We start from the raw sequence: 22,813 nt of genomic DNA, 5'->3' as shown, positions 1-22,813 counted from the left end.
TCTATTTTATTGTTTTTCGATATAATTCTAAACAAATAATAATTGTGAGTTGGACAATTGTGAGTAAGACAACAAAGGCTAACATTTTAATAGTCCACATATCAGTAATCATTTTTACTGCCCATTTTGGAGAAGTCACTAGGTATACAGTGTGAAGTCTCAAAAAACGACCGATATAAACACCTATTGATGATAAAACAGTTAGACCAAGCATAATCACATAATGATAATAAGGTAATTCTAAATGTAATCTGTCTTTTATTTGGTCAGCAATTTGAGAAAGACCGATGAGAGCGAGTAAGGTGCAGGATAGGGCACTTACCATTAAAAAGGTATAATTCAACCACATATGAATATCCAATCGGATCAAACCGGTTGTTACACTATAAGGTTGTAGTAATGATAAGTGAAAAAGATCTGTTAATAAGTAAGGCGCATTTGGATAAAAGAATAGCCAAAGTAGCGTTAATAACCAAAAAGAAAGAGTTGATTGGTCTTTTTTTATGTGGAAGGCTAATTCGATTGGCAGATAGCCTAAGAATGTATTCAGCAGCAAAAAACTAAAAAGTGCTTGTTGCTTGTAAATGAACAAATAAATAATAATTAAGTAGCCTATAAAAAATAACCTGATGCCGCGTTTCATGGTCGTATTTATCATAATGGTCATCCTTTTCTTTAATGACTTCTATTGTAGCAAATAATAGTATGAAATCAAATGAATATGTGCCAAAATAACAGAAAAACCGTGATAATAAGGCAACCGATTCGACAACGTGGTATAATAAAACGGTTAATAAATATAGAGGAGGCCGAGTAATGTCCATTAACTGGGGTGGTCTTGTAACGTGGGGACATATGGTTAACATACTAGATATTATTGTCGTCTGGTTTGTTGTTTATGAACTCATGGTACTTTTAAGAGGAACTAAGGCGGTTCAACTTTTTAGAGGAATTATAATCATTGTTGTGATTAAACTAATTAGTGTCGTTGTTGGATTACAAACGGTATCGTGGATTATGGACCAAGTTATTAATTGGGGTGTTATTGCCATGGTCGTTATTTTCCAACCGGAAATAAGACGTGGCTTGGAACACCTTGGTCGTGGGTCCTTTTTTTCAAGAGGTAAACAAAAAAATAAAGATGAAGAACATATGATTGCTGGGCTAGATTCAGCTATTCAATATATGTCAAAACGTCGAATTGGGGCATTAATTACAATTCAAATGAACACGGGTTTGGAAGATTATATCGAAACTGGTATCAAGTTGGATGCTGAGATTACCGGTGAATTATTAATCAATATTTTCATTCCAAATACGCCTTTACATGACGGCGCAGTAATTATCAAGGATAATAAAATTGCTGTTGCAGCCGCTTATTTACCCCTTTCTGAAAGTAATTTAATTCCTAAAGAATTAGGGACTCGTCATCGAGCCGCAGTCGGAATTAGTGAAGTGACTGATGCGATTACAATCGTAGTATCAGAAGAAACAGGGGCGGTTACAATCACGCTAAATAATGAGTTGATTCGTGACTTATCACAAGAAGATTATCTCAAATTATTGAACAATGAGTTAATTAAAGATGATGAAAATAAAAAGAATAATCCTTTCTGGGAATTTTTTGAAAATTTCGGACACAGGGGGAATAAAAAATGAATCTAAACAAATTTTTTAATAGCCGCTCATTTTTTATTGGGACATCTTTAATCCTAGCCATTCTATTATTTATTTACGTTAATTATGATCAATTATCAAATACAAATAATTTAGCTGATTCAAAAAAAACTAGTTTGGTTGCGAATACATCGAGAACGGTTAAGACTGGGCTTCAAATTACAGCGGATAATGATAAATACTTTATTACTGGGTATCCTAAAAATGTAAAACTGACATTGGACGGTCCAAGTGCTTTAATTACGACAACTATGAATACCCAAAACTTTAGTGTTTATGCTAATTTAAAAGGGTTAAAACCAGGGAAACATACTGTGAAATTGCAAGCAGAGGGATTAAATAAAGAGATTAGTTATAAAATTAAACCTGCTACAATTGATGTTAATATTCAACAACGTAAAACAGCTACATTCCCTATTCAGGTGAAATTCAATGAACGACGTCTAGCTCAGGGTTATAAAATGGGAGTGCCTGTTCTTGATCAGAATACGGTTTCTGTATCAGGAGCAACAGATGACGTGAATGCTATTTCAGAAGTTGTTGCTCAAGTTAATGCAAAAAGTAATCAAATAAAATCTAAAATTTCGCAAGAAGTGTTGCTTGAAGCCTTAGATAAGAATGGTAAGACATTGAACGTTGTCATGACACCGCAGACTGTGGGTGTTACAATACCAGTTGAAAGTTCAAGCACAACAAAAAAACTTTCTTTGAATTTTGTTTCAAGTGGAACGGGTGTGTCTGGGAAGACCTATAAGTTCTCAAGTGCAACGAAACAAATTACAGTGACAGGTACCAAATTAGATTTAGATAAATTAAATAAAATTGATGTGGTTGTTCCGATAGATAATATTCGGTCTTCCGTTACGAAAATGCTTGGTATTGATTTGGATAAGAATAATTTAATTTCATCAGATCCAAATTCTGTTAAAGTAAAAATTGACGTTTCTAGTGGCACATCAGCTACAGCAGCGACATCAGTAGCATCAAGTAGTGAAGCAACAGCTGATCGAGTATCGTCAAGCTCCGAATCAAGTTCGGAAAGTAGTGAAAGCACTGCTTCGTCAGCGGCGGCAAGTTCAGATAGTGCAAGTGAATCAGAAAGTACATTAAATAATTCAAACAATTAGTGAGGAGAAAATGATGAAATATTTTGGGACAGATGGTGTTAGAGGTATTGCAAATAAAGAATTAAGCCCTGAGTTAGCATTTAAATTAGGACGATTAGGTGGCTATGTTCTATCAGAACATGCACAACTTGAAAATAATGACAGACCACGAGTACTTGTTGCTCGCGATACACGAATTTCAGGTCAAATGCTTGAACAAGCTTTAATTTCAGGTTTATTGTCAGTTGGGATTGAAGTATTATCTTTAGGGGTTATTTCAACACCGGGTGTGGCTTATCTTGTACGTGCACAAAATGCAGTTGCTGGAATCATGATTTCAGCTTCACATAATCCAGTTCAAGATAATGGAATTAAATTCTTCGGTGGGGATGGTTATAAATTATCTGATGAACAAGAAGAAGAAATTGAAGTATTATTAGAAAAGGCTTCTGATGATTTACCAAGACCTGATAGTGAAGGACTTGGAACGTTAACAGATTATCCAGAAGGTGTTTTGAAATATACGCAATTCTTGGAACAAACAATTCCTGATGATTTAGAAGGATTACATGTCGGAATTGATTCTGCAAATGGGGCAACAAGTGGTCTTGTTTCAAGATTATTTGCTGATTTAAATGCTGATTTTGAGACGATGGCGACATCACCTGATGGGTTAAATATTAATGATGGTGTTGGATCAACACATCCAGAAGGTTTGGCTAAATTTGTAGTTGAAAATAAACTTGAAGCCGGAATTGCTTTTGATGGTGATGGTGATAGATGTATTGCTGTCGATGAATTAGGCAATATTATTGATGGTGATAAGATTATGTATATTTGTGGTTTGTACATGAATGAACGTGGTCGTTTGAAAAAAGAAACAGTTGTGACAACCGTTATGAGTAATATTGGGTTATACAAGGCACTTGAAACTGCTGGATTAACATCCGTTAAAACACAAGTTGGTGATCGTTATGTTGTTGAAAAAATGCGAGCTGATGGTTACAATATTGGTGGCGAACAATCAGGACATATTGTTTTCTTAGATTACAATACAACAGGTGATGGGATGCTAACTGCTATTCAATTATTAAATGTAATGAAGAAAACGGGTAAGAAGTTGTCTGAATTAGCAGCAGCCGTTCAAACTTATCCACAAGAATTAGTAAATGTTAAAGTGACAGATAAACAAGCTGCATTAGATAATCAAAAAATTAAAGATAAGATTACAGAAGTTGAAGCAGAAATGGCTGGGGATGGGCGTGTGCTTGTTAGACCTAGTGGAACTGAAAACCTACTACGTGTCATGGCTGAAGCACCAACTGAAACAGAAGTTAAAGCCTATGTCGATCGAATTGTACAAACAGTTCAAACTGAAATGGGTGTTTAAAAGTAAGACTAAAGCGTTATTTGGATGAAAATTCAAATAACGCTTTTTTTATTTAATAAGGATAGCATTTAATGTAGACCAATATATTAATTGTTGACAAAATAATTCTAGAAAGGTATATTATTAGATATTGGTAAGGGTTACTTGTTAATTAAACGTCTATACCAATTTTAATTAATATCTAAAAATACATTTAAAAAGGTGATATAAACTATGTGTGGAATTGTTGGCGTAACGGGAAAAACAAATACGGTTGAAATTTTAATTAATGGGTTAGAAAAATTGGAATACCGAGGATATGATTCAGCTGGTATTTTTGTAGATAATCAAACGGGTGAAGATTACCTTGTTAAAGAAGCTGGACGAATTTCAAATTTAAAAGCAGCAATTGGTAATGATGTTCACGGAACTGCCGGAATTGGGCACACACGCTGGGCTACTCATGGTGTACCAAGTAAATTTAACGCACATCCTCATGTTTCTGAAGATGGTCGCTTTTACCTTGTGCATAATGGTGTTATTACTAATTTTTCTGAATTAAAAGCACAATATTTAGCAGATGTTAATTTTGTTAGTGAAACAGATACAGAAGTTGTCGTTCAATTAATCGGCTACTTTGCAAATAAAGAAAATTTAACGGCTAAACAGGCTTTCAAAAAAGTTTTATCTTTACTTGAAGGGTCATCATATGCATTCTTAATGATGGATCGTGAAGAACCAGAAACTTTGTTTGTAGCTAAAAATAAAAGTCCTTTATTAATTGGTGTTGGTGATGGCTTTAACGTTGTCTGCAGTGATGCAATGGCTATGTTGAAAGAAACACATGATTTCATCGAATTAATGGATGGCGAAATGGTCATTGTTAAACCAAATTCTATTGAAATTGAAAATAAAAATGGCGAAGCTATTTCACGTGATTCATACCATGTAGAAATGGATGATAGTGATTCAGAAAAGGGTGCATACCCATTTTATATGTTAAAAGAAATTGATGAACAACCAGCTGTTATGCGTCGTTTATTGAGTGAATATGTTGAAAATGAAGAAACTGTTAAAATTGATGACAACATTTTGAAGGCAATGAAAGCTGCTGACCGTCTCTATATTGTTGCTGCAGGGACAAGTTACCATGCTGGACTAGTTGGAAAAGAATTGTTTGAAGGCTTGGCTAATGTACCAACGGAAGTTCACGTTGCTTCAGAATTTGGTTACCACATGCCATTACTTTCAGAAAAGCCATTCTTTATTTTCTTATCACAAAGTGGCGAAACGGCTGATAGTCGTCAAGTTCTTGTAAAAGTTAATGAGATGATGTACCCCAGTCTAACGATTACAAATTCAGCAAATTCAACACTTTCTCGTGAAGCAACATACACATTGTTGTTGCATGCGGGTCCTGAAATTGCGGTTGCATCAACGAAAGCTTATACGGCTCAAATTGCGGTTGAAGCCCTTTTGGCAAAAGCATTAGGAACTGTAACAGGACAAGCTAAAGCAATTAATTTTGATGTTTATCATGAATTAACAACAGTTGCTAATGCAATGCAAGCAATGGTTGATGATAAAGAATCAATTAATGATTTAGCAAAAGAATTCTTAAGTGAGACGCGTAATGCATTTTACATTGGACGTGGTATCGATTATGATGTTTCAATTGAAGCGGCATTAAAATTAAAAGAAGTTTCATATGTTCAAACTGAAGGATTTGCATCTGGTGAGTTAAAACATGGAACAATTGCTTTAATTGAAGAAGGAACACCAGTTGTTGCAATCATTACGGATGCACCAACTGCTAGTCACACACGTGGTAATGTTCAAGAAGTTTTAGCACGTGGTGCGAATACGATTATAATTTCAACAGAGTCACTGGCAAATGAGGGTGATCAGATTATTTTACCAGATGTTTCTGACTTATTAACACCTTTAGTAAGTATTGTACCTGCGCAATTATTGGCTTACTACACAAGTTTAAATCGTGGATACGACGTTGATAAACCTCGTAACTTAGCAAAAAGTGTTACCGTTGAATAAAAGAAATAAATGAAATAATGTTGCCTAATAAGGTGACATTATTTTTTTATTTGGTATAGACCTCTTGATTTTGATAACATAACGTTGTATTATTGGACTATACCAATTAGGACGATAAACAATTGAAAAGAGGACAATGAAATGAAATTAATTATTGTTAAAGACCAAAATGAGGGTGGCCAAAAAGGCTACGAAGTTTTCAAAGCTGCTAAAGAAGCCAACGCAAAAATCTTTGGATTAGCTACAGGAAGCACACCATTGACAACTTATGCTGCCATTTCAGCAAGTGATTTAGATTTTACTGATTCAATATCTGTTAACTTAGATGAATATGTTGGTTTAGGCGAAAAAGATTCACAAAGTTACCGGTATTTTATGAATGAAAATTTATTTAGCAAAAAACCATTTAAAAAATCTTACTTACCTAACGGACTTGAAAGTGACGCAGAAAAAGAAACGAAGCGTTATGACAAAATTATTGAAGATAATCCCATTGATTTACAAATTTTAGGGATTGGTAAAAATGGCCATATTGGGTTTAATGAACCAGGTACACCTAAAGATATTTTGACACATAAAGTTCATTTAACAGAATCAACAATCAAATCAAATGCACGTTTCTTTGATAATGAAAATGATGTGCCTAAATATGCTTATTCAATGGGTATTGGCTCAATTATGAAGTCTAAAAAAATCTTACTTGAAGCCTTTGGCGAAAGTAAGGCAGAAGCAATCAAAGGGATGATTGAAGGCCCCGTAACAGAAGATTTACCTGCAAGTTTCTTGCAAAATCATGATGATGTGACTGTTATTATTGATGAAGCTGCTGCAAGTTTATTAAAAAATAAATAAAGTTGCATTCATATGTGGAACTAATTCATTTAAAGCGTTAGAATAAATGAATTAGTTCTATTTGTGTCTAACGCTTGCTTGACGGTTGATAGTAAGTTTAGTAACATAATGACGATTGTAAGAAAATACGTTTTTAGGAAGTTGAAAAAATGGTAGATTATAAAATTAGAGTAAAAAATGTGACAAAAGAATATGACTTATTTAAAACAAAGTCTGAACATATTAAATCATTGTTTTCTTTTAGAAGTGCTGCGGTACCTCATTTTTGGTCTTTAAAAGGCATTTCACTTGATATTATGAGTGGCGAAACATTAGGTTTAATCGGTGTTAATGGTTCAGGCAAGTCAACATTATCAAATATTATTTCAGGTATCATTCCACAGACAACTGGGATTGTGGATGTCCGTGGCGAAACGTCAATTATCGCTATTGGGGCTGGATTAAGAGGTCAACTAACGGGGTTAGAAAATATTAGATTAAAAGGGTTAATGCAAGGATTAACGAATAAACAAATTGATGATATTTTAGAAGATATTATTGGTTTTGCTGATCTTGGTGATTTTGTTTACCAACCCGTTAAAAGCTATTCAAGTGGTATGAAATCTCGATTAGGGTTCGCTATTGCGGTGCATATTGATCCTGATATTTTGATTATTGATGAAGCATTATCAGTTGGTGATGATACGTTCTATCAAAAATGTGTCGATAAGATTAATGAATTTAAAGAACAAGGTAAAACAATTATTTTTGTTAGTCATTCATTGAAACAAATTGAAATGTTATGTGATCGTGTCGCATGGGTTCAATATGGCGACTTAAAGCAAGTAGGTCCTACTGAAGAAGTCGTTTCTAAATATAAAGAATATATTGATTGGTTTAAAAAATTATCAAAGAAAGAAAAAACAACCTATCAAATGGAACAAAAAGAAGCGCAAAAGGCGTTTAGTATTGAAGACTATCTTGCTAGTGAGATTGATAAAGAAGATGCTGATGAAGCAAATTCTGACGTCTCAAAACAAGTTGTTGCCGAAAAAGTTAAAAAAGATTTTTATGGTTCAGTTTTAAATGAAAAAATGTCTAAACCAAGTAAAGCACTCACAATTGTGACTTTGATTGCAATCGTATTCTTTAGTTTGGCTAACGTATCGGGACATTCAATTAGTCATATTGTTGAACATCCAACAAGTATTATTCATCCAGTGAATACAAAATAATAGGTGAAACATCAACTTAAATAATTAGGTTGATGTTTTTTTATCGTTAATAAGAGGACATTTAAAACAGAATTGAGTTCAGCGATTATCGTAGGGAAGGGACCGATTGACTAAGATAATGTGTAACGGCGATAGGCTTGTACATGGTAAGAAGAGTCATTATTTATTTTGGAGAAAAATAATGATATTGACAACGCTTACATATCGTGGTATCTTTACTTTGTAAGGTATGTGAATTACCTTTATCAATTCTCTTTCTCTCTTATGCTGGCCACTATTGCGATGTAGTGGCTTTTTTTGTGCATATTGTACTTATCGTCAAATGTGTTTATACTTAATTGAAGAGAATAAATAGGGAAAGTTGGGTTTAATATGAAAAGTCATGAAGTTTTATCATTGATTGAGGAAATCACTAGAAATGATGGCTCTAAATATTTTGAATTGTCGAATATGGTACAAAATGGTCGAGCAGAACTCGCAGTTCAAAGAGAGTTATTGAAGGAAGTCCGTATTTTACAGCTAAATATTCCTAGATCATCACACGTAATCAATTATGAAAAATATATTAACGAGAATTTTGAAATGCCACTAGAAGCATTTACTGACTATCAAGAATGGCATAAGACAGAAGAAGCTCAAAATGACTTAGATGCTATCTTAAGAGACAATCATATTGAATAGGAAATGCCAGAAATATCTTTACAAAATGGGTTAATCTGTGGTATAAAATAGTATAGACAGAAATGAAATGATTGCTCAGTAGTTCAGCGGTAGAACGCTTGACTGTTAATCAAGATGTCGTAGGTTCGATCCCTACCTGAGCAGTATTCATAGAGGATGGTCGACTGACTGCCGATTATCTTTTTTTATTTATGAACTTAACTTTTTGAGTCCATTGTAAGAAATTAATGATTAACTTGAATTATTTCTGAATACAGTTTAAAATTAAGAGATTGTAAGAAAGGGGGATTGCGAAATGTCATCAAACAACCATACAGGTGTCGGTAACGATCGTCGTCCAGTTAACACTCCAAACAAAAAGAACCGTCGTCGTAAACAACAAGAACTTGCTACTTTCTTAAAAGAAAGCAAAGCTAGCGACGCAGCAGCTGCAGCAAAAAAAGCATAATTTAGTTAAATAAATGATGGCCACTGTTGATTGTAACAGTGGTTTTTTTGCGTCTTGAGAAAGATAATTTTTATTTAAATATATTTTTGTTGTTATTTAGCTTACAATAAAGGAATCAATAAACTGATTAACGGAGTGATTAAAATGGCTAAGAATTTTTATGCAGTATATAAGGGACGTAAGACAGGTATTTTTACGAAATGGCCTGATGTAGCGAAATTGGTTAATGGATTTGAAGGCGCACGATATAAAGGATTTGAAACACGAGACGAGGCACAAAATTGGATGGATGATGGGGCGCCTAAACCAACAACTGGTGGTAAAAAAAGATCAGTAGCAGTCGATAAGTCAGTTGTTTTAACGCCAAACTCCATTCAAGTTTGGACAGATGGTGGTTCAAGAAATCATGGAAATAAATTAGGTGGACATGTTTTAAATGAAGATACAGCTGCGTGGGCTTTTTATATTAAGGCACCGGATGAAACATTCTCTGGTACAGATGGTGAAAAAGGTAAGACGAATAATTACATGGAAATCACGGCATTTTTGCAGGCTATGAAAAAGTTAATTGATTTGGGCTTGCGGGAAGAACATATTGTATTCATTTTAGATTCTAAATATGTTTTGAATGCTATTCAGAAAAATTGGTTGACGGGGTGGCAACGTCGAGGTTGGAAGAAAGCTGATGGTCAAACGGTGCTTAACGTAGCGCTTTGGCAACAAGTTGCTGAATTGTTACCGGCTTTTACTAAAATTGATTTTGAATGGACAAAGGGCCATGCAGATAATGAAGGCAATAATAAAGTTGATGAGCTTTTAAATGAAACGATGGATAGGATGTAAGAACAGATAAGGTAGATTTCTATTAATATAGAAGTCTATTTTTGTCTATACTTTTAATGAAAGCGCTTGCTATTGTGCCGCTATGATGTTATTATATTCATGAAGATAGATATAAGGAGATGGTTAATGATGGCATCTGAAAAGCTAGAACCAGGGCAGTCGGAAGCATTAAAAGAATTTATTTCAAATTTGGATATTTTGAATGCCCTGGCGGATGAGAAACGTCAGCGATTAATCATTTTATTGGGGTCAAAATATCAACATGAGTTAACGGTGACTGAGCTAGTTGATCGCATGGCTTTGTCGCAACCAGCAGTTTCGCATCATTTAAAAGTTTTGAAAAATGTTGAATTAATTGATTTTAAGCAAGTTGGATTAAAACGATTTTATTTTTTAACACCTGACAAGACATTAAATCGATTAGAGCATTTAATTAAAATGATTCGTGAAGGAGAAAAATTAAAGGAGGAATCAGACTTATGACTCAAAAAGCGTATATGATTGGTACCGGTATTGGTAATTTAGCAGCAGGTATTTATTTAATTCGTGATGGTGGCTGGCATGGTGACCAGATTACGATGTTTGGTTTAGAAAAACATGGTGCTAATGATGGTGCTGCGGTCAAAGACTACGTCACTGAATATGGCAATCAAAGTTTAGGCAATCAAAAAGGCTTTCTTGCAAAAGGTGGCCGTATGTTGAATGAAGAAACATATGAAAATCTATGGGATGTTCTTCGAGAAGTTCCTTCATTAGATCATCCTGAAAAAACGGTTACTGATGAAATACTAGATTTTGATCATGCCCATCCAACACATGATATTGCACGTTTAATTGATAAAATGGATGGCATCCGAAATAAAGGTGGTAAGAATGATTACCGTCATATGCAATTTAATACACGAGATCGTGTCTTACTTACAAAATTAATGATGATGCCAGAATCAAAAGAAGCAGAAATCAATGATATTAGTATTGAAAAATGGTTTGAAAATAGCCCTCATATGTTTACAACTAATTTCTGGTATATGTGGCAAACAACTTTTGCTTTCAAAAAAGAAAGTTCAGCAATGGAATTACGCCGTTATATGAACCGTATGATTCTTGAATTTAGCCGAATTAACACGTTGGAAGGTGTCACAAGAACGCCATACAACCAATATGAAAGTATTATTTTACCAATGCGTCGTTATCTAACAGATCGTGGTGTTACTTTTGTGGATAATCGTAAAATTACTGAATTTAAATTTAAAGATACACCATTACGTGATGATATTGTCGTTAATGGACTTGTCTATGAAGAAGTCGATAATGATAATCAAGTTGGTGAAATCACTGTTAATGATGGCGACTTAGTCTTTGATACAAATGGATCAATTACGGATAGTTCATCGATGGGTGATATCGATACACCAATTGTTGAAAATATGGAATATGCACCTAGTGCTAAGCTTTGGAAACAAGCGACTGACCATTTTTATAATTTGGGTAAGCCAGATAAATTCTTTAATGATCGTCAACAAAGTGAGTGGATGAGTTTTACGGTCACAACGGATAATCATTTAGCAGTTAACGAAATTGCACGTATTACACAACAAGAGCCAGGTAATGCATTGAATACTTGGGTTGATAGTAATAATTTATTATCAATCGTTGTTCATCATCAACCCCATTTCCACGCTCAAAAAGAAAATGAGACTGTCTTCTGGGGCTATTGTTTATACCCTCGTCGTAAAGGTGATTTTGTTCAAAAACCATTTATCGAAATGACAGGCCGTGAGATGTTGGAAGAATTGTTAGGGCATCTCGCTCAAACAGATACTGCAGTTGATAATATTAGTCGTCATACAGATGAAATTATGGCTAGTGTAGTGAATGTTATTCCAGTTTATATGCCATATGCAAGTGCGCTATTTAACCGTCGTGCCATTGGTGATCGTCCGGATGTTGTACCAAAACATTCAAAGAACTTAGCGTTTATTAGTCAATTTGCGGAGATGCCATTTGATATGGTCTTTACGGAACAATATTCATTCCGTTGTGCACAAGTTGCTGTGTATAAATTCTTAGGCATTTCTGACACACAATTGACCCCATTACATCATTATGAAAAAATGCCAAAAGTTTTGGCCAAAGCAACGAAAACGATGTTTAGATAAGCTAAATAACGATTTATAATCAATTTTATAAATCGTTATTTTTTTGGTGTATAATTAAAGCTTATTCTAACTCGGAGAAGGTGATCGGCATGATTAAAATTAATGAGGCAGTTAATCAAATACAATTATCAGGTATTCGTCGATTTGATGAATGGGTCTCAAAAATAGAGGGGATTAGTAAACTGACGTTGGGAGAACCTAATTTTATTACGCCGCAACACATTATGGACAGCGTTCAAAAGGCACTAGATAATGGACAAACACATTACGAAGCATCAGCGGGAAATCCGGATTTACGACAGGCAACAGCAGATTATTATAATGAAAAATATGCCTTAGCGTACAGTGCGGAGAATGTTTTAGTGACGGTTGGTGCTACTGAGGCCATTGCAACGGCACTAAAAACAGTTACTGCGCCTGGAAATTACGTTTTAATGCCTGTTCCATGTTATCCAGCCTATCTGCCATTAATGGAATTACAAGGTGTTAAACCTGTTTTTATGGACACTCGTGCGACTGATTTTAAGGTCACCGCAGATTTAATTGAGGAAACGCTAAATAAAAATGCGGATAAAGAAATTGTTGGCTTTATTTTTAACTATCCAACGAACCCGACTGGCGTTTCTTATCAACAAGATGAATTAGTCGCAATTAAAAATGTTTTAAAATTGCACGATATCTGGGTAATGAGCGATGAAATTTATTGTGAGTTAACGTATGATCAGCCGCATATTTCGATGGCCAGTCTGTATCCGGAAGGGACAATTTTAATTATGGGATTATCTAAATCGCATGCCATGACGGGGTGGCGGATTGGGTTTGTGTTGGCAGAAACCCGATTAATTACCGCAATGAAAAAGGTGCATCAGTATCACGTAACAACAGCGGCAACGTTGTCACAAGTTGCTGCACTTGAAGCGGTTAAAAATGGCAAGCAAGATAGTACCCCAATGAGAGAGGTTTATCGGATACGCCGTGATAGATTGGTTACAAGCCTAAAAAAAATCGGGTATCATTTAATAGAACCAGATGGGACATTTTATTTATTTGTCCAAATACCCGAAAAATTGAAAGTAAGTTCTATTGCATTTTGTCAGCAACTTGCTTTGCAAGAAAAGGTTGCAGTTATTCCTGGCAGTGCTTTTACGGAATATGGTGAAGGTTATTTTAGAATAAGTTTTGCTGCAAGTGATGAGCAATTATCGAAGGTAGTCGTTGCATTAACGAATATTGAGCATTAAATGCCAAATAATGCGCAATTTATGGTACGTTTGTAGTAGTAGATAAAGGAGTGATTTTAAATGGATGGAAATCTTGATTGGACAATTACTGAGTTAAAAAAAATTGAAACAACAGAAAATAAATTATTGATTGAAGCAACTATTACATTACTAAAAGACCAAGCAGTTGAAATTGAAAGCTTGCATGGCGCAATGGAAGGACAACTTTGGAGTCCTAGTAATTGGCGTAAGTAGGCCGACAAAAATGACAATCTAGTAAGTGAGGGGTGACGCTATGAATAATCGATTAGAAAAATTGGATTTTGATATAACACCGGTAACTTTCGAACGCGTTTTAGTGGCTATAGATGAAGATGATTCAGAATCATCCATTTTGGCTTTTAATTATGCGGTAGCATTAACCAAATTGCAACAAGTGCCTTTAGGAATTGTTTCTATTTTGGAAACAAATGATATGAATATTTTTGATTCTATGTCGCCAGATGTTATTAAGAAGAAAAAGCAGTTACTGGAAGAAAGTATTGAACGATACGTAGATAAAGCACGTGATTTTGGTGTCGAAAATGTGCATGCGATTGTTTCTGCGGGTAGACCAGGGCCTGAGATTGTTGAGAATATTATTCCAGATTTCAAACCGGACATTCTTATTTGTGGCTCAAAAACAAATGTGCCAAGTAATTCAAAAAAAATATTTATTGGGTCTCAAGCGAGTTATATGGCTCAAAATGCGCAATGTTCTGTTAGTGTTATTAGATAAGCCCTTTAAATGAGAATGCTAAAAGAGTGAAAAACTTATTTTTAAGTTTTTCACTCTTTTTTTTATTAAAATCAACATTATTGTTCGGATTCATGATAAGATTAACTGTGTTAAATTAAAATACAGTGAGGATGGTTAAAGTGAAAGCCTATAAAACGTACCGAGTTAGTCTTGGATGGCAAATATTAATCGGATTAGTATTGGGAATTATTATTGGTGCTGTTGGGTATCAAAATAAGCTCATTATTAATTCGCTTCAACCGCTTGGAACCATCTTTATTAATATGATCAAAATGATTGTATTACCAATTGTTGTTTCGTGTTTAATCGTCGGAATTGCCAATATGGGAGATATTCACAAATTAGGTAGAATCGGTGGTAAAACCTTAATTTACTTTGAAATTATGACAACAATTGCGATTGCGTTAGGATTAATTGTTGGTAATTTAGTTAAACCAGGACAATTTATTGATATTACAGCTTTAAGTAAAGTTGATATTAGTCAATATGTTTCAACTGAAAAAGCGACCTCAACTGGACTGAGTTCTATTTTAATGAATATCGTACCAACCAATATTTTTAAAGCACTTGTTGATGGTGATATGTTGCCCATTATTTTCTTCTCAGTTTTATTTGGACTTGGAACAGCAACACTAGGCGAAAAAGGAAAGCCAATTATTGATTTTTTCTCTGCTGTATCTGAAGTCATGTTTAAAGTAACCAATTGGGTAATGAAGTTAGCACCTATTGGTGTTTTTGCGCTAATTGGTGTTACAATTGCGCAACTTGGTGTTTCAGCATTAAAACCATTAGGCTTTTTTATCCTTGTGACCTATCTAACGATGGCATTTTTTGTTATTGTGGTAATGGGACTTGTTGCTAGATTATTTAAAATTAATTTGATTGTGCTATTGAAAGTTATTAAGGACGAAATGATTCTTGCCTTTTCAACGGCTAGTTCTGAAGCTGCATTACCTAAAATTATGGAAAAAATGGAAGATTTTGGTGTTAAAAAAGGAATTGTCTCTTTTGTTATTCCAACAGGTTATACATTTAATCTAGATGGATCAGCTATTTATCAGTCAATCGCGGCTTTATTTTTAGCACAGGCCTATCATATTCACCTATCAATTGGTCAACAGGTTACATTATTAGTTGTGTTAATGATTACGTCTAAAGGGATGGCTGGCGTGCCAGGAGCATCATTCGTTGTCTTGTTAGCGACAATTGCAACTATCGGAGTTCCAGCTTCGGGGTTGGCTTTTATTGCTGGAGTTGATAGAATAATTGATATGGGTCGTACAACGGTTAATGTTGTCGGTAATTCATTAGCAGCTGTGATTATTGCACAATCAGAAAATGAATTTGATCGCGACAAGAATCAAAAGTATCTAGAAAAATTACACATTAAGTGACCTTAAAAAGGGGGCTTTCGGAAAAAAATGACGAAAGAAATTAAATTAACGTGGTTATTAATCGGTTCTGTCATTAGTAGTGCTGGTTCAAGTTTTGTCTGGCCGTTAACAACCATTTATATGCATAACTATTTAGGGAAAAGTTTAACTTTTTCAGGAATTGTTTTATTAATAAACTCAGTGGCAACAATTATTGGTAATTATGCCGGTGGCTATTTATTTGATAAATGGCGACCTTATTATGCAACGTTGTTGGGAATTGTAATTGCATGGTTAGCTGTTTTAGGTTTGGTTTTCATGCACGGCTGGCCAGCGTACCCAATTTTATTAGTTATTTTGGGTCTAGGTAATGGACTTGTAGCAACAATTTTAAATTCATTTGCGGCAACGATTAGAAGAAAAGATAGTCGCTATGTTTTTAATTTATTTTATTTAGCGTTGAATTTAGGTATCGTGATTGGAACGTTACTTGTCGGATATGTGATTGAGGTCAGTATAACAATGGTTTTCGTATCAGCATTGATTTTATATTCAGCTTTCTTGCTTATTGCTATTTTAGCTTATCGTGTTGATCCTAAACGTAAAAAGGTCATGCCAACTAAATCAGAAAAAACGAGTCATGTTAATCCTAAAGTGTGGATTATCATTGCAATGTGGATAACATTCCTTGTCATCTGGTTGAGTTATGAACAATGGCAAAGTAATTTATCGATTTATATGGATAAATTAAATATTCCATTAAGTCAGTATAGTTTATTGTGGACAATCAATGCGGGCTTAATTGTTTTTGGACAGCCACTCGTATCACTTGTAACCAGAACAATTGCTAAATCGTTGTTCAGACAAATTGTTATGGGTATCGGATTATTCGCGTTATCGTTCACAACACTTATTTTTGCAAAAGATTTTTCTCATTTCGTTTTTTCAATGGTGCTGTTGACACTTGGCGAAATGGTTGCCTTTCCAGCTATTCCAGCTTGGATTAATGAGTTAGCCGAGCCGGGTCAAGAAGGTAAAGCACAAGGGACCATTAATATCGCCGCATCTATTGGTAAAGCTTTAGGCCCATTAGTTGGGGGTATTGTGATTGAACGCTTATCATACAACGGATTATTCGTTGGTTCGACATTATTAATTTTACTTGCTTTAGCAGTTGTTGTGATTGCAACTAAAAAAGCAAATATCCAATCATAATAAAAATGCCACAACTTCTATTAAAAAGTTGTGGCATTTTTCTATTCTAAGTCGTTAAAGTAGGCCAATAAATCTGTTGTAGATAAATGCGAACGTGCTTCACCAGATAAGTCAGATTGAATTTGACCGTCATTTAAAATGATAGTTCGGTTACCATATGCTAAGGCGTCTTCTAGATGATGTGTAATCATCAGACAAGATAAGTGTTCTTGTTCAACAATCTCAGCGGTTAATTTTAACAGTTCCTGACTAGTTTTAGGATCGAGTGCAGCTGTATGTTCGTCTAATAAGAGTAAGTCAGGTTGTACTAAAGTTGCCATTAAGAAACTCAATGTCTGACGTTGGCCACCAGATAGGTTTCCGGCAGGTGTATTTAAATGTTTTGATAAACCATTTGGCATTTTTTCAGTTAATTCTTGAAATTGTGCCATTTTTTGATTTAAATGTCGCGGTTTAAAACGACGTCGGCGCCCTCTGTTTAGGGCTAACAAAAGGTTTTCAGCAACGGTCATTCTAGGCGCTGTTCCCATTTTAGGATCTTGAAAAACACGACTGATGTAATTTGTTCGTTTAATATCATTTTCGCTTGTAATATTTTTATGACGTAATAAAATGTGGCCACTTGTTGGTTTAATGTTTCCCGCAATCGTATTAAAGAGGGTTGATTTACCAGCCCCATTTGTGCCAATAACTGTGATAAAGTCTCCTTTATTAATGGTTAAATTTAAACTTTTTAAAATTTGTTGTTCCTCAGAAGTCCCGGTATTAACAGTTGTAATAACGTTTGAAAGTGTAAAAATAGCTTCAGTCATTTTGAGTGACCTCCTTCAAATAGTGTGGTTAAGCGTAGTGCTTTTCTAAGCGTAGGTAACATTAAGCAGAGTGCTAAGATAATAGCTGAAATCAATTTTAAATCGTTGGCATTGAAGCCTAATGTTAAGACAATTAAAATGACAAATCGATAGAAAATACTACCAATGACAACGGCAATTAAGCGGGCTGTCAGGGATAAATTTCCGAAAACGACTTCACCAATAATAATAGCCGCAAGCCCAATCACGATGGTTCCAATGCCCATGCTAATATCAGCGTAACCATTATTTTGTGCAATTAATCCACCGGCAAGTCCGATGAAACCGTTAGAAACCATTAATCCTAGAATTTTCATGCGATCAGTTTGAATGCCAAGCGAGCGAGCCATTTTTTCATTGTCACCAGTTGCAATGAATGCTTGACCTAATTCGGTGTTTAAAAAGAAGGCTAGAAGACCAATGCTGATCGCGACTAAAATGAGACCTAGGACGACTGAATCAAATGCTGCAGGAAGATTAGCTAAGAAGTGTGCTGAAAAGATAGTATCTTTGCCAATTAAACTAACGTTGGCTTTAGTTAGAATTCTTAGATTAATTGAGTATAAACTTGTCATGACGAGAATTCCGGCTAATAAAATTGGAATTTTACCTTTTGTGTAAAGTAAGCCTGTTGCAAGACCAGCCAACGTTCCTGCTAAAAAGGCAAATAAGGTTGCGAGAAGTGGATTGATACCATGAACCAAACAGATAACGGTTACGCTGGCACCCATTGGAAAAGTACCTTCAACAGTCATATCAGGAAAATCTAAAATTCTAAATGAGAGGAAAAGGCCAAGCCCCAAAATGCCCCAGAGAAGACCTTGTCCGATAGCAGATACAATAATTGTCATTTGATTAATTCTCCTTTGCTTTTGGCTTGATCGATTAATTTTTGTGGAATTGCGATATTCAAAGCTTTTGCAGTTTTTAAATTAATGACGAGATCCCCTTTTTTTACAAAATTAATGGGTGTTGTTGCAGGCGTACTTTTGCCTGAGAGAACAGCTGCTGCCATTTTCCCAGTGGTGACACCTAAATCATATTGATTAATACTAATTGTTGCGAGACCCCCGTTTTTAACCATGGTATCGACAGCTGGGAAGACAGGGATTTTAGCTTGTGTTGCATTCTTAACCAATGTCTGAATACTTGATGCAACGGTATTATCAGTTGGTACGTAAACGGCATCGACTGATGAAACCAACGTTTGTGAGACTTGATCTACATCATTTGTAGAGGTGATAGTTGCAGACTTAACTTTTAAGCCTGAGCTAAGGGCAGCCGTTTTAAATTGTTGATATTGTTTTGTGGCTGAATCATCACTGGATGTATAGAGTACACCAACGGTTTTCATATGGGGCATCAATTGTTTCATTAAAGCTAACTGTGCCTTGATGGGTGCTTGATCGGAAACACCCGTGATGTTGTTACCAGGCTGATTATTATTGCTAATTAGTCCGGCACCTTTAGGATCAGTAACAGCACCCAAAATAATTGGTGTTTTCTTGGTTACGTTTGCTAAAGATTGTGCGGAAGGTGTGGCAATACCAATCATGAGATCGACATTCTCATTGTTAAATTTGTCGCTCATAGATTTTAAATTACTTTGATCTGCTTCAGCATTTTGGAAATCAATGTGAACCGTTTTTCCAGGTGTGTAACCTTTTTCTTTTAATCCAGCGATAATACCATTATGAATGGCATCTAAGGCTGGATGAGTTGTTAACTGAAGAATACCAACAGTGGGTACTTTTTTAGAAGGTGATAGTGTTGGTTGACGTGTTGAAAAAAAGGCAAAAATTAAAAATAAGAATAGCGCAATAATTGTTCCAATTAATCGTTTCATTTTTATAAGGCTCCTTTATTTTTTGATAAAAAAAGAAAGACAGTTCTCAGATTCGAGGACTGCCTTAAAGTAGACAACCCTCCGCATGAATGTACTGATATCCATACAGAGGGTTATGATTAATAGAAATCAAACCGGTATACAGATACAATCTGAATAGACAGACTATATCTGTAGGAACAGATTACAATCTGAATGACCGGCTTTGCCAACGATTATTAAGGTTTGTTTGTGAATAAGTCATAGGCTTGATTTCCTTTCTGAGTTGTTTGATATGTGTAGTATAGATAAATCTGAGATTATTGTCAAATATTAATTGGAAGATTTTAAAAGAGATAAAGAGTACAATTAAGAAGCAATAAAATTGATTCAATAGTTACAGTGCGGTATGATAATTTTATTATAAAGGTAATTATGAATTTATATATGAGGTGGAAGGTTATGAGAAAGTCTCTAAAGATTGGTATTAGTATTGGAAGTATTTTAGTTTTGGGGATTCTGGGTGGCGCAAGTTTTAATCAGAGTACACATTTTAATAAAGGGATTACAATTAACGGGACTGATGTCAGTGGATTAAGTGTGGATAAAGTTATTGGTAAATTAAAAACTGAAACGTCTAAAAATGACATTTACGTTGGTAAAACGAAAATTATTGATGCAAAAGATACGGCTACTGGATTTACTGATAAAGATACAGCAGCAATTAAAACATTATTGAAGAAACAACGGACGATCTTACCATCAAGCGCTAAGAAAAATTATGCAATTGTTCCGCAAAAGTTGGATACAACAATTAGAGCACAATTGAAGAGTCAGTTAAAAACGAAGTTAACTGAGTTAAATAAGACCAGAACAGCTGCAGTTGATGCTAATCCGGTATTACAGGATGGTAAAGTATCAGTAATTCCTGCAAAAAAAGGGAATCAATATGACGTGAAGGCCATTTTAGCTGCATATGATAAGACAGGTTATAGTAGTGTTACGAAGTTGAAAGAAACTGAACTTCAACCATTATCAGCTGATAGTGCAACAGTTAAGGCTGATACTAAAAAATTGGATACACTCGCTGCTAGTCAGACTGTTTATACGGTTCAATCAACGAAGTACACGTTGAAGGGTTCGGATATTCTTACGAAAGTTACCGTTAAAGACGGTAACTATGTTGTTAATACAAGTGGTATTTCTGCAAAAGTAGCTGAAATTAACAAAAAACAAGCAACCTTAAATAAGCAGTATAGTTTTAAAACGGCTACGGGTGGGACTGTTTCGGTTAGTGGGCAATCATATGGTTGGGCACTTGGAACGAATGATTCAGTTAAACATATTTTAACAGCATTAGAAGATGGGACCGCAGCTATTGATGCAACAAATGATAAATATGGTGTTGGGTACAATACGTATGGTACTGGGTATGAAACAACGACAAATGGTGGTATTGGTGATACGTACGCAGAAGTTTCTATTGCACAACAAAGAGTTTGGATTCATAAAAATGGTAAAGTTGTCTTAACGACTGATGTTGTAACCGGTAAACATAATACGGGCGAAGATACAACTAAGGGTGTTTGGTATATTATGTACAAAGAGACACCATCAATCCTTAAAGGGAGCGAAGTTGGAAAATCAAATTATTCAGTCAAAGTTAATAATTGGGCGCAATTCACAAATAGTGGTATCGGCTTCCATGATGCTAGTTGGCGAACAAATTGGTCTAAAACAGCTTATCTTGCAGATGGATCAGGTGGTTGCGTGAATACAAAACCATCAGATATGTTAACGTTGTTCGCAAATGTGTCACAAAATGAACCCGTTGTTGTTTATTAATCGAAAAGCTTAACTAGTTATTAAACTGGTTAAGCTTTTTTTTATGATTTGTTAGTAATTACTTCATAGATAAGTCATAAAAATAAGGTAGTATGAATTTATACATAGAAAGGAAGTTTAACAAAATGGAAAATAATAACAGTCAAAATGCCGCAGCAAAAAGTGATAACATCGTTTCAGCACAAGTCATTGCGTTAAACAATAATGTGATTACTGTAAAAACGGAAGATTCAGAAATTATAAAAATAAAACAGCCAATTAGTACAAAAAATGATAAAATATTTTTGGCAACAATGAGAGATATTGTTAGAACAGGATTATGGATTCCCGTGAACCGTGTGATGCGAGTCATAATGCGTTACGATTGGTTCGATACGCCGGTTGAAGAATACAGTTATGTTTAGAAATCCTGTATAATACTATTAGAGGTGACAGGGATGACGATTAAATTAATTGCTGTAGATTTAGATGGGACTTTTTTAAGAGATGATAAATCATATGATGAAGCAAGATTTGCACATCAGTTTGAACGTATGCAACAACAAGATATTCATTTTGTTGTTGCAAGTGGTAATCCAACTTTAGCAATTGCGGGATACTTTAAAGCATTTGAAGATAAGATTGGTTATGTTGCTGAAAATGGTGCAGTTGTTCAGGATAAAAAAGAAGTGTTGAAAGAGTATCTTTTTGAAAATACTATCTATCAGGAGACAATTCAGTATTTAAAAGAAACGTTTACTGAAACAGGGTTACTAGCGGTGAATAATCAAGGCGGGTTTTATGATAAGCGGGAGTCTGCTGAGTTTATTCAAGATTTACTAGATTATTACCCAAAAGTGACTGGGGTTGATAATTTAGTATCACTTAACCATGAAGTTTCTATGTTGACGGGACATTTTCCAATGTCAATGTATGCAAAGATATCTATGCAATTAAACGCTGAATTAAATCATAAACTACAGGCGAAAGCGTCTGGGTTTGGGTATATTGATATTAATTTAGTAGATGCAACAAAGAAAAATGGCATTAATTTACTACAAAATCGCTGGCACATCTCTGATGAGGAAGTCGCGACATTTGGAGATAATGATAATGATCAAGAAATGTTGGCATTTACGCCAAATAGTTTTTCAATGGCAAGTGGGTCGCCGCTTGCTAAAAAAACAGCTAAACATATTATCGGATTGAATCAAGATGATAGTGTTCTTGACAGTATTGATGCTATTTTGGATCATAAAATTTAAAGTAGCCCCCTTTGTATCCGTTTACTTATACGGTATAATA

General features: G+C 34.8%; 23 protein-coding genes and 1 tRNA gene. 20 read left to right on the top strand and 4 right to left on the bottom strand.

Features of this window, described 5'->3' with window-relative positions:
- Position 1: 1 nt before the first annotated feature.
- Positions 2 to 658 (bottom strand): DUF1361 domain-containing protein, encoded by a 657-nt coding sequence (locus tag ACVPPR_RS06240; RefSeq protein ID WP_462298558.1) that lies wholly within the window; start codon positions 656 to 658, stop codon positions 2 to 4.
- Between the two features lie 158 nt (positions 659 to 816).
- Here ACVPPR_RS06240 and cdaA point away from each other — a divergent pair, with 158 nt between their 5' ends.
- From cdaA to ACVPPR_RS06155, 17 genes are all read left to right on the top strand, one after another.
- Positions 817 to 1,659, top strand: coding sequence for a diadenylate cyclase CdaA (cdaA, locus tag ACVPPR_RS06235; RefSeq protein WP_462298557.1), 843 nt, complete (start codon positions 817 to 819; stop codon positions 1,657 to 1,659).
- Positions 1,656 to 2,804 (top strand): CdaR family protein, encoded by a 1,149-nt coding sequence (locus tag ACVPPR_RS06230; RefSeq protein WP_462303911.1) that lies wholly within the window; start codon positions 1,656 to 1,658, stop codon positions 2,802 to 2,804. The genes cdaA and ACVPPR_RS06230 overlap by 4 nt, the downstream gene beginning before the upstream one ends.
- A gap of 13 nt (positions 2,805 to 2,817) precedes the next feature.
- Positions 2,818 to 4,173, top strand: a complete 1,356-nt coding sequence (gene glmM / locus ACVPPR_RS06225; protein ID WP_462298830.1) for a phosphoglucosamine mutase — start codon at positions 2,818 to 2,820, stop codon at positions 4,171 to 4,173.
- Positions 4,174 to 4,386: 213 nt separating this feature from the next.
- The gene (gene glmS / locus ACVPPR_RS06220) at positions 4,387 to 6,204 is read left to right on the top strand and encodes a glutamine--fructose-6-phosphate transaminase (isomerizing) (RefSeq protein ID WP_462303910.1); all 1,818 of its coding nucleotides are present in this window, start codon (positions 4,387 to 4,389) and stop codon (positions 6,202 to 6,204) included.
- 141 nt (positions 6,205 to 6,345) lie between these two features.
- Positions 6,346 to 7,056, top strand: coding sequence for a glucosamine-6-phosphate deaminase (locus tag ACVPPR_RS06215; protein WP_462296962.1), 711 nt, complete (start codon positions 6,346 to 6,348; stop codon positions 7,054 to 7,056).
- 149 nt (positions 7,057 to 7,205) lie between these two features.
- Positions 7,206 to 8,270 (top strand): ABC transporter ATP-binding protein, encoded by a 1,065-nt coding sequence (locus ACVPPR_RS06210; RefSeq protein ID WP_462296961.1) that lies wholly within the window; start codon positions 7,206 to 7,208, stop codon positions 8,268 to 8,270.
- Between the two features lie 372 nt (positions 8,271 to 8,642).
- Entirely contained in the window at positions 8,643 to 8,951 is a 309-nt protein-coding gene (locus tag ACVPPR_RS06205; protein ID WP_462303909.1) for a hypothetical protein, read from the top strand.
- A gap of 72 nt (positions 8,952 to 9,023) precedes the next feature.
- A tRNA-Asn gene (locus tag ACVPPR_RS06200) sits at positions 9,024 to 9,095 on the top strand.
- A 151-nt stretch (positions 9,096 to 9,246) separates the two neighbouring features.
- Entirely contained in the window at positions 9,247 to 9,399 is a 153-nt protein-coding gene (locus ACVPPR_RS06195) for a hypothetical protein (protein WP_462296959.1), read from the top strand.
- Positions 9,400 to 9,543: 144 nt separating this feature from the next.
- A complete protein-coding gene (locus tag ACVPPR_RS06190; RefSeq protein ID WP_462303908.1) occupies positions 9,544 to 10,242 on the top strand; it encodes a ribonuclease H family protein in 699 nt (232 codons plus the stop codon).
- A 126-nt stretch (positions 10,243 to 10,368) separates the two neighbouring features.
- Complete coding sequence (locus ACVPPR_RS06185) at positions 10,369 to 10,725, top strand: ArsR/SmtB family transcription factor (protein WP_462296957.1); 357 nt, start codon at positions 10,369 to 10,371, stop codon at positions 10,723 to 10,725.
- Entirely contained in the window at positions 10,722 to 12,401 is a 1,680-nt protein-coding gene (locus ACVPPR_RS06180; RefSeq protein WP_462296956.1) for an oleate hydratase, read from the top strand. Before ACVPPR_RS06185 ends, ACVPPR_RS06180 begins: the two co-directional genes overlap by 4 nt.
- An 89-nt stretch (positions 12,402 to 12,490) precedes the next feature.
- Positions 12,491 to 13,642 carry an aminotransferase class I/II-fold pyridoxal phosphate-dependent enzyme gene (locus tag ACVPPR_RS06175; protein WP_462296955.1) on the top strand — a complete coding sequence of 384 codons (1,152 nt, stop codon included), beginning with the start codon at positions 12,491 to 12,493 and terminating at the stop codon, positions 13,640 to 13,642.
- Between the two features lie 60 nt (positions 13,643 to 13,702).
- Positions 13,703 to 13,876 (top strand): hypothetical protein, encoded by a 174-nt coding sequence (locus ACVPPR_RS06170; RefSeq protein ID WP_462303907.1) that lies wholly within the window; start codon positions 13,703 to 13,705, stop codon positions 13,874 to 13,876.
- A 40-nt stretch (positions 13,877 to 13,916) separates the two neighbouring features.
- Positions 13,917 to 14,399, top strand: coding sequence for a universal stress protein (locus ACVPPR_RS06165; protein ID WP_462296953.1), 483 nt, complete (start codon positions 13,917 to 13,919; stop codon positions 14,397 to 14,399).
- 140 nt (positions 14,400 to 14,539) lie between these two features.
- Positions 14,540 to 15,814: a cation:dicarboxylate symporter family transporter gene (locus ACVPPR_RS06160; RefSeq protein WP_462296964.1), complete on the top strand. Its 1,275-nt coding sequence runs from the start codon at positions 14,540 to 14,542 to the stop codon at positions 15,812 to 15,814.
- Positions 15,815 to 15,841: 27 nt separating this feature from the next.
- The gene (locus ACVPPR_RS06155) at positions 15,842 to 17,008 is read left to right on the top strand and encodes an MDR family MFS transporter (protein WP_462296952.1); all 1,167 of its coding nucleotides are present in this window, start codon (positions 15,842 to 15,844) and stop codon (positions 17,006 to 17,008) included.
- A gap of 41 nt (positions 17,009 to 17,049) precedes the next feature.
- Here the strand turns inward: ACVPPR_RS06155 and ACVPPR_RS06150 are convergent, their stop codons facing one another.
- The 3 genes from ACVPPR_RS06150 to trpX are packed head-to-tail and all read right to left on the bottom strand — an operon-like array spanning position 17,050 to position 19,705.
- Complete coding sequence (locus ACVPPR_RS06150; protein ID WP_462303906.1) at positions 17,050 to 17,820, bottom strand: ABC transporter ATP-binding protein; 771 nt, start codon at positions 17,818 to 17,820, stop codon at positions 17,050 to 17,052.
- Positions 17,817 to 18,710 (bottom strand): ABC transporter permease, encoded by an 894-nt coding sequence (locus tag ACVPPR_RS06145; RefSeq protein ID WP_462303905.1) that lies wholly within the window; start codon positions 18,708 to 18,710, stop codon positions 17,817 to 17,819. The genes ACVPPR_RS06150 and ACVPPR_RS06145 overlap by 4 nt, the downstream gene beginning before the upstream one ends.
- Entirely contained in the window at positions 18,707 to 19,705 is a 999-nt protein-coding gene (gene trpX, locus ACVPPR_RS06140; protein ID WP_462303904.1) for a tryptophan ABC transporter substrate-binding protein, read from the bottom strand. Before trpX ends, ACVPPR_RS06145 begins: the two co-directional genes overlap by 4 nt.
- A 441-nt stretch (positions 19,706 to 20,146) precedes the next feature.
- Here trpX and ACVPPR_RS06135 point away from each other — a divergent pair, with 441 nt between their 5' ends.
- The 3 genes from ACVPPR_RS06135 to ACVPPR_RS06125 all read left to right on the top strand — a co-directional run bounded on the left by ACVPPR_RS06135 (position 20,147) and on the right by ACVPPR_RS06125 (position 22,773).
- Entirely contained in the window at positions 20,147 to 21,529 is a 1,383-nt protein-coding gene (locus ACVPPR_RS06135) for a L,D-transpeptidase family protein (protein WP_462303903.1), read from the top strand.
- 125 nt (positions 21,530 to 21,654) lie between these two features.
- Positions 21,655 to 21,933 (top strand): hypothetical protein, encoded by a 279-nt coding sequence (locus ACVPPR_RS06130; RefSeq protein ID WP_462303902.1) that lies wholly within the window; start codon positions 21,655 to 21,657, stop codon positions 21,931 to 21,933.
- Between the two features lie 33 nt (positions 21,934 to 21,966).
- The gene (locus tag ACVPPR_RS06125; RefSeq protein WP_462303901.1) at positions 21,967 to 22,773 is read left to right on the top strand and encodes a Cof-type HAD-IIB family hydrolase; all 807 of its coding nucleotides are present in this window, start codon (positions 21,967 to 21,969) and stop codon (positions 22,771 to 22,773) included.
- The last annotated feature ends 40 nt before the right edge of the window (positions 22,774 to 22,813 follow it).

It is taken from the genome of Dellaglioa sp. L3N, assembly GCF_054941095.1.
Note: the sequence above shows the minus strand (reverse complement) of the source record. Positions and strands in the feature narration are given on the sequence as shown.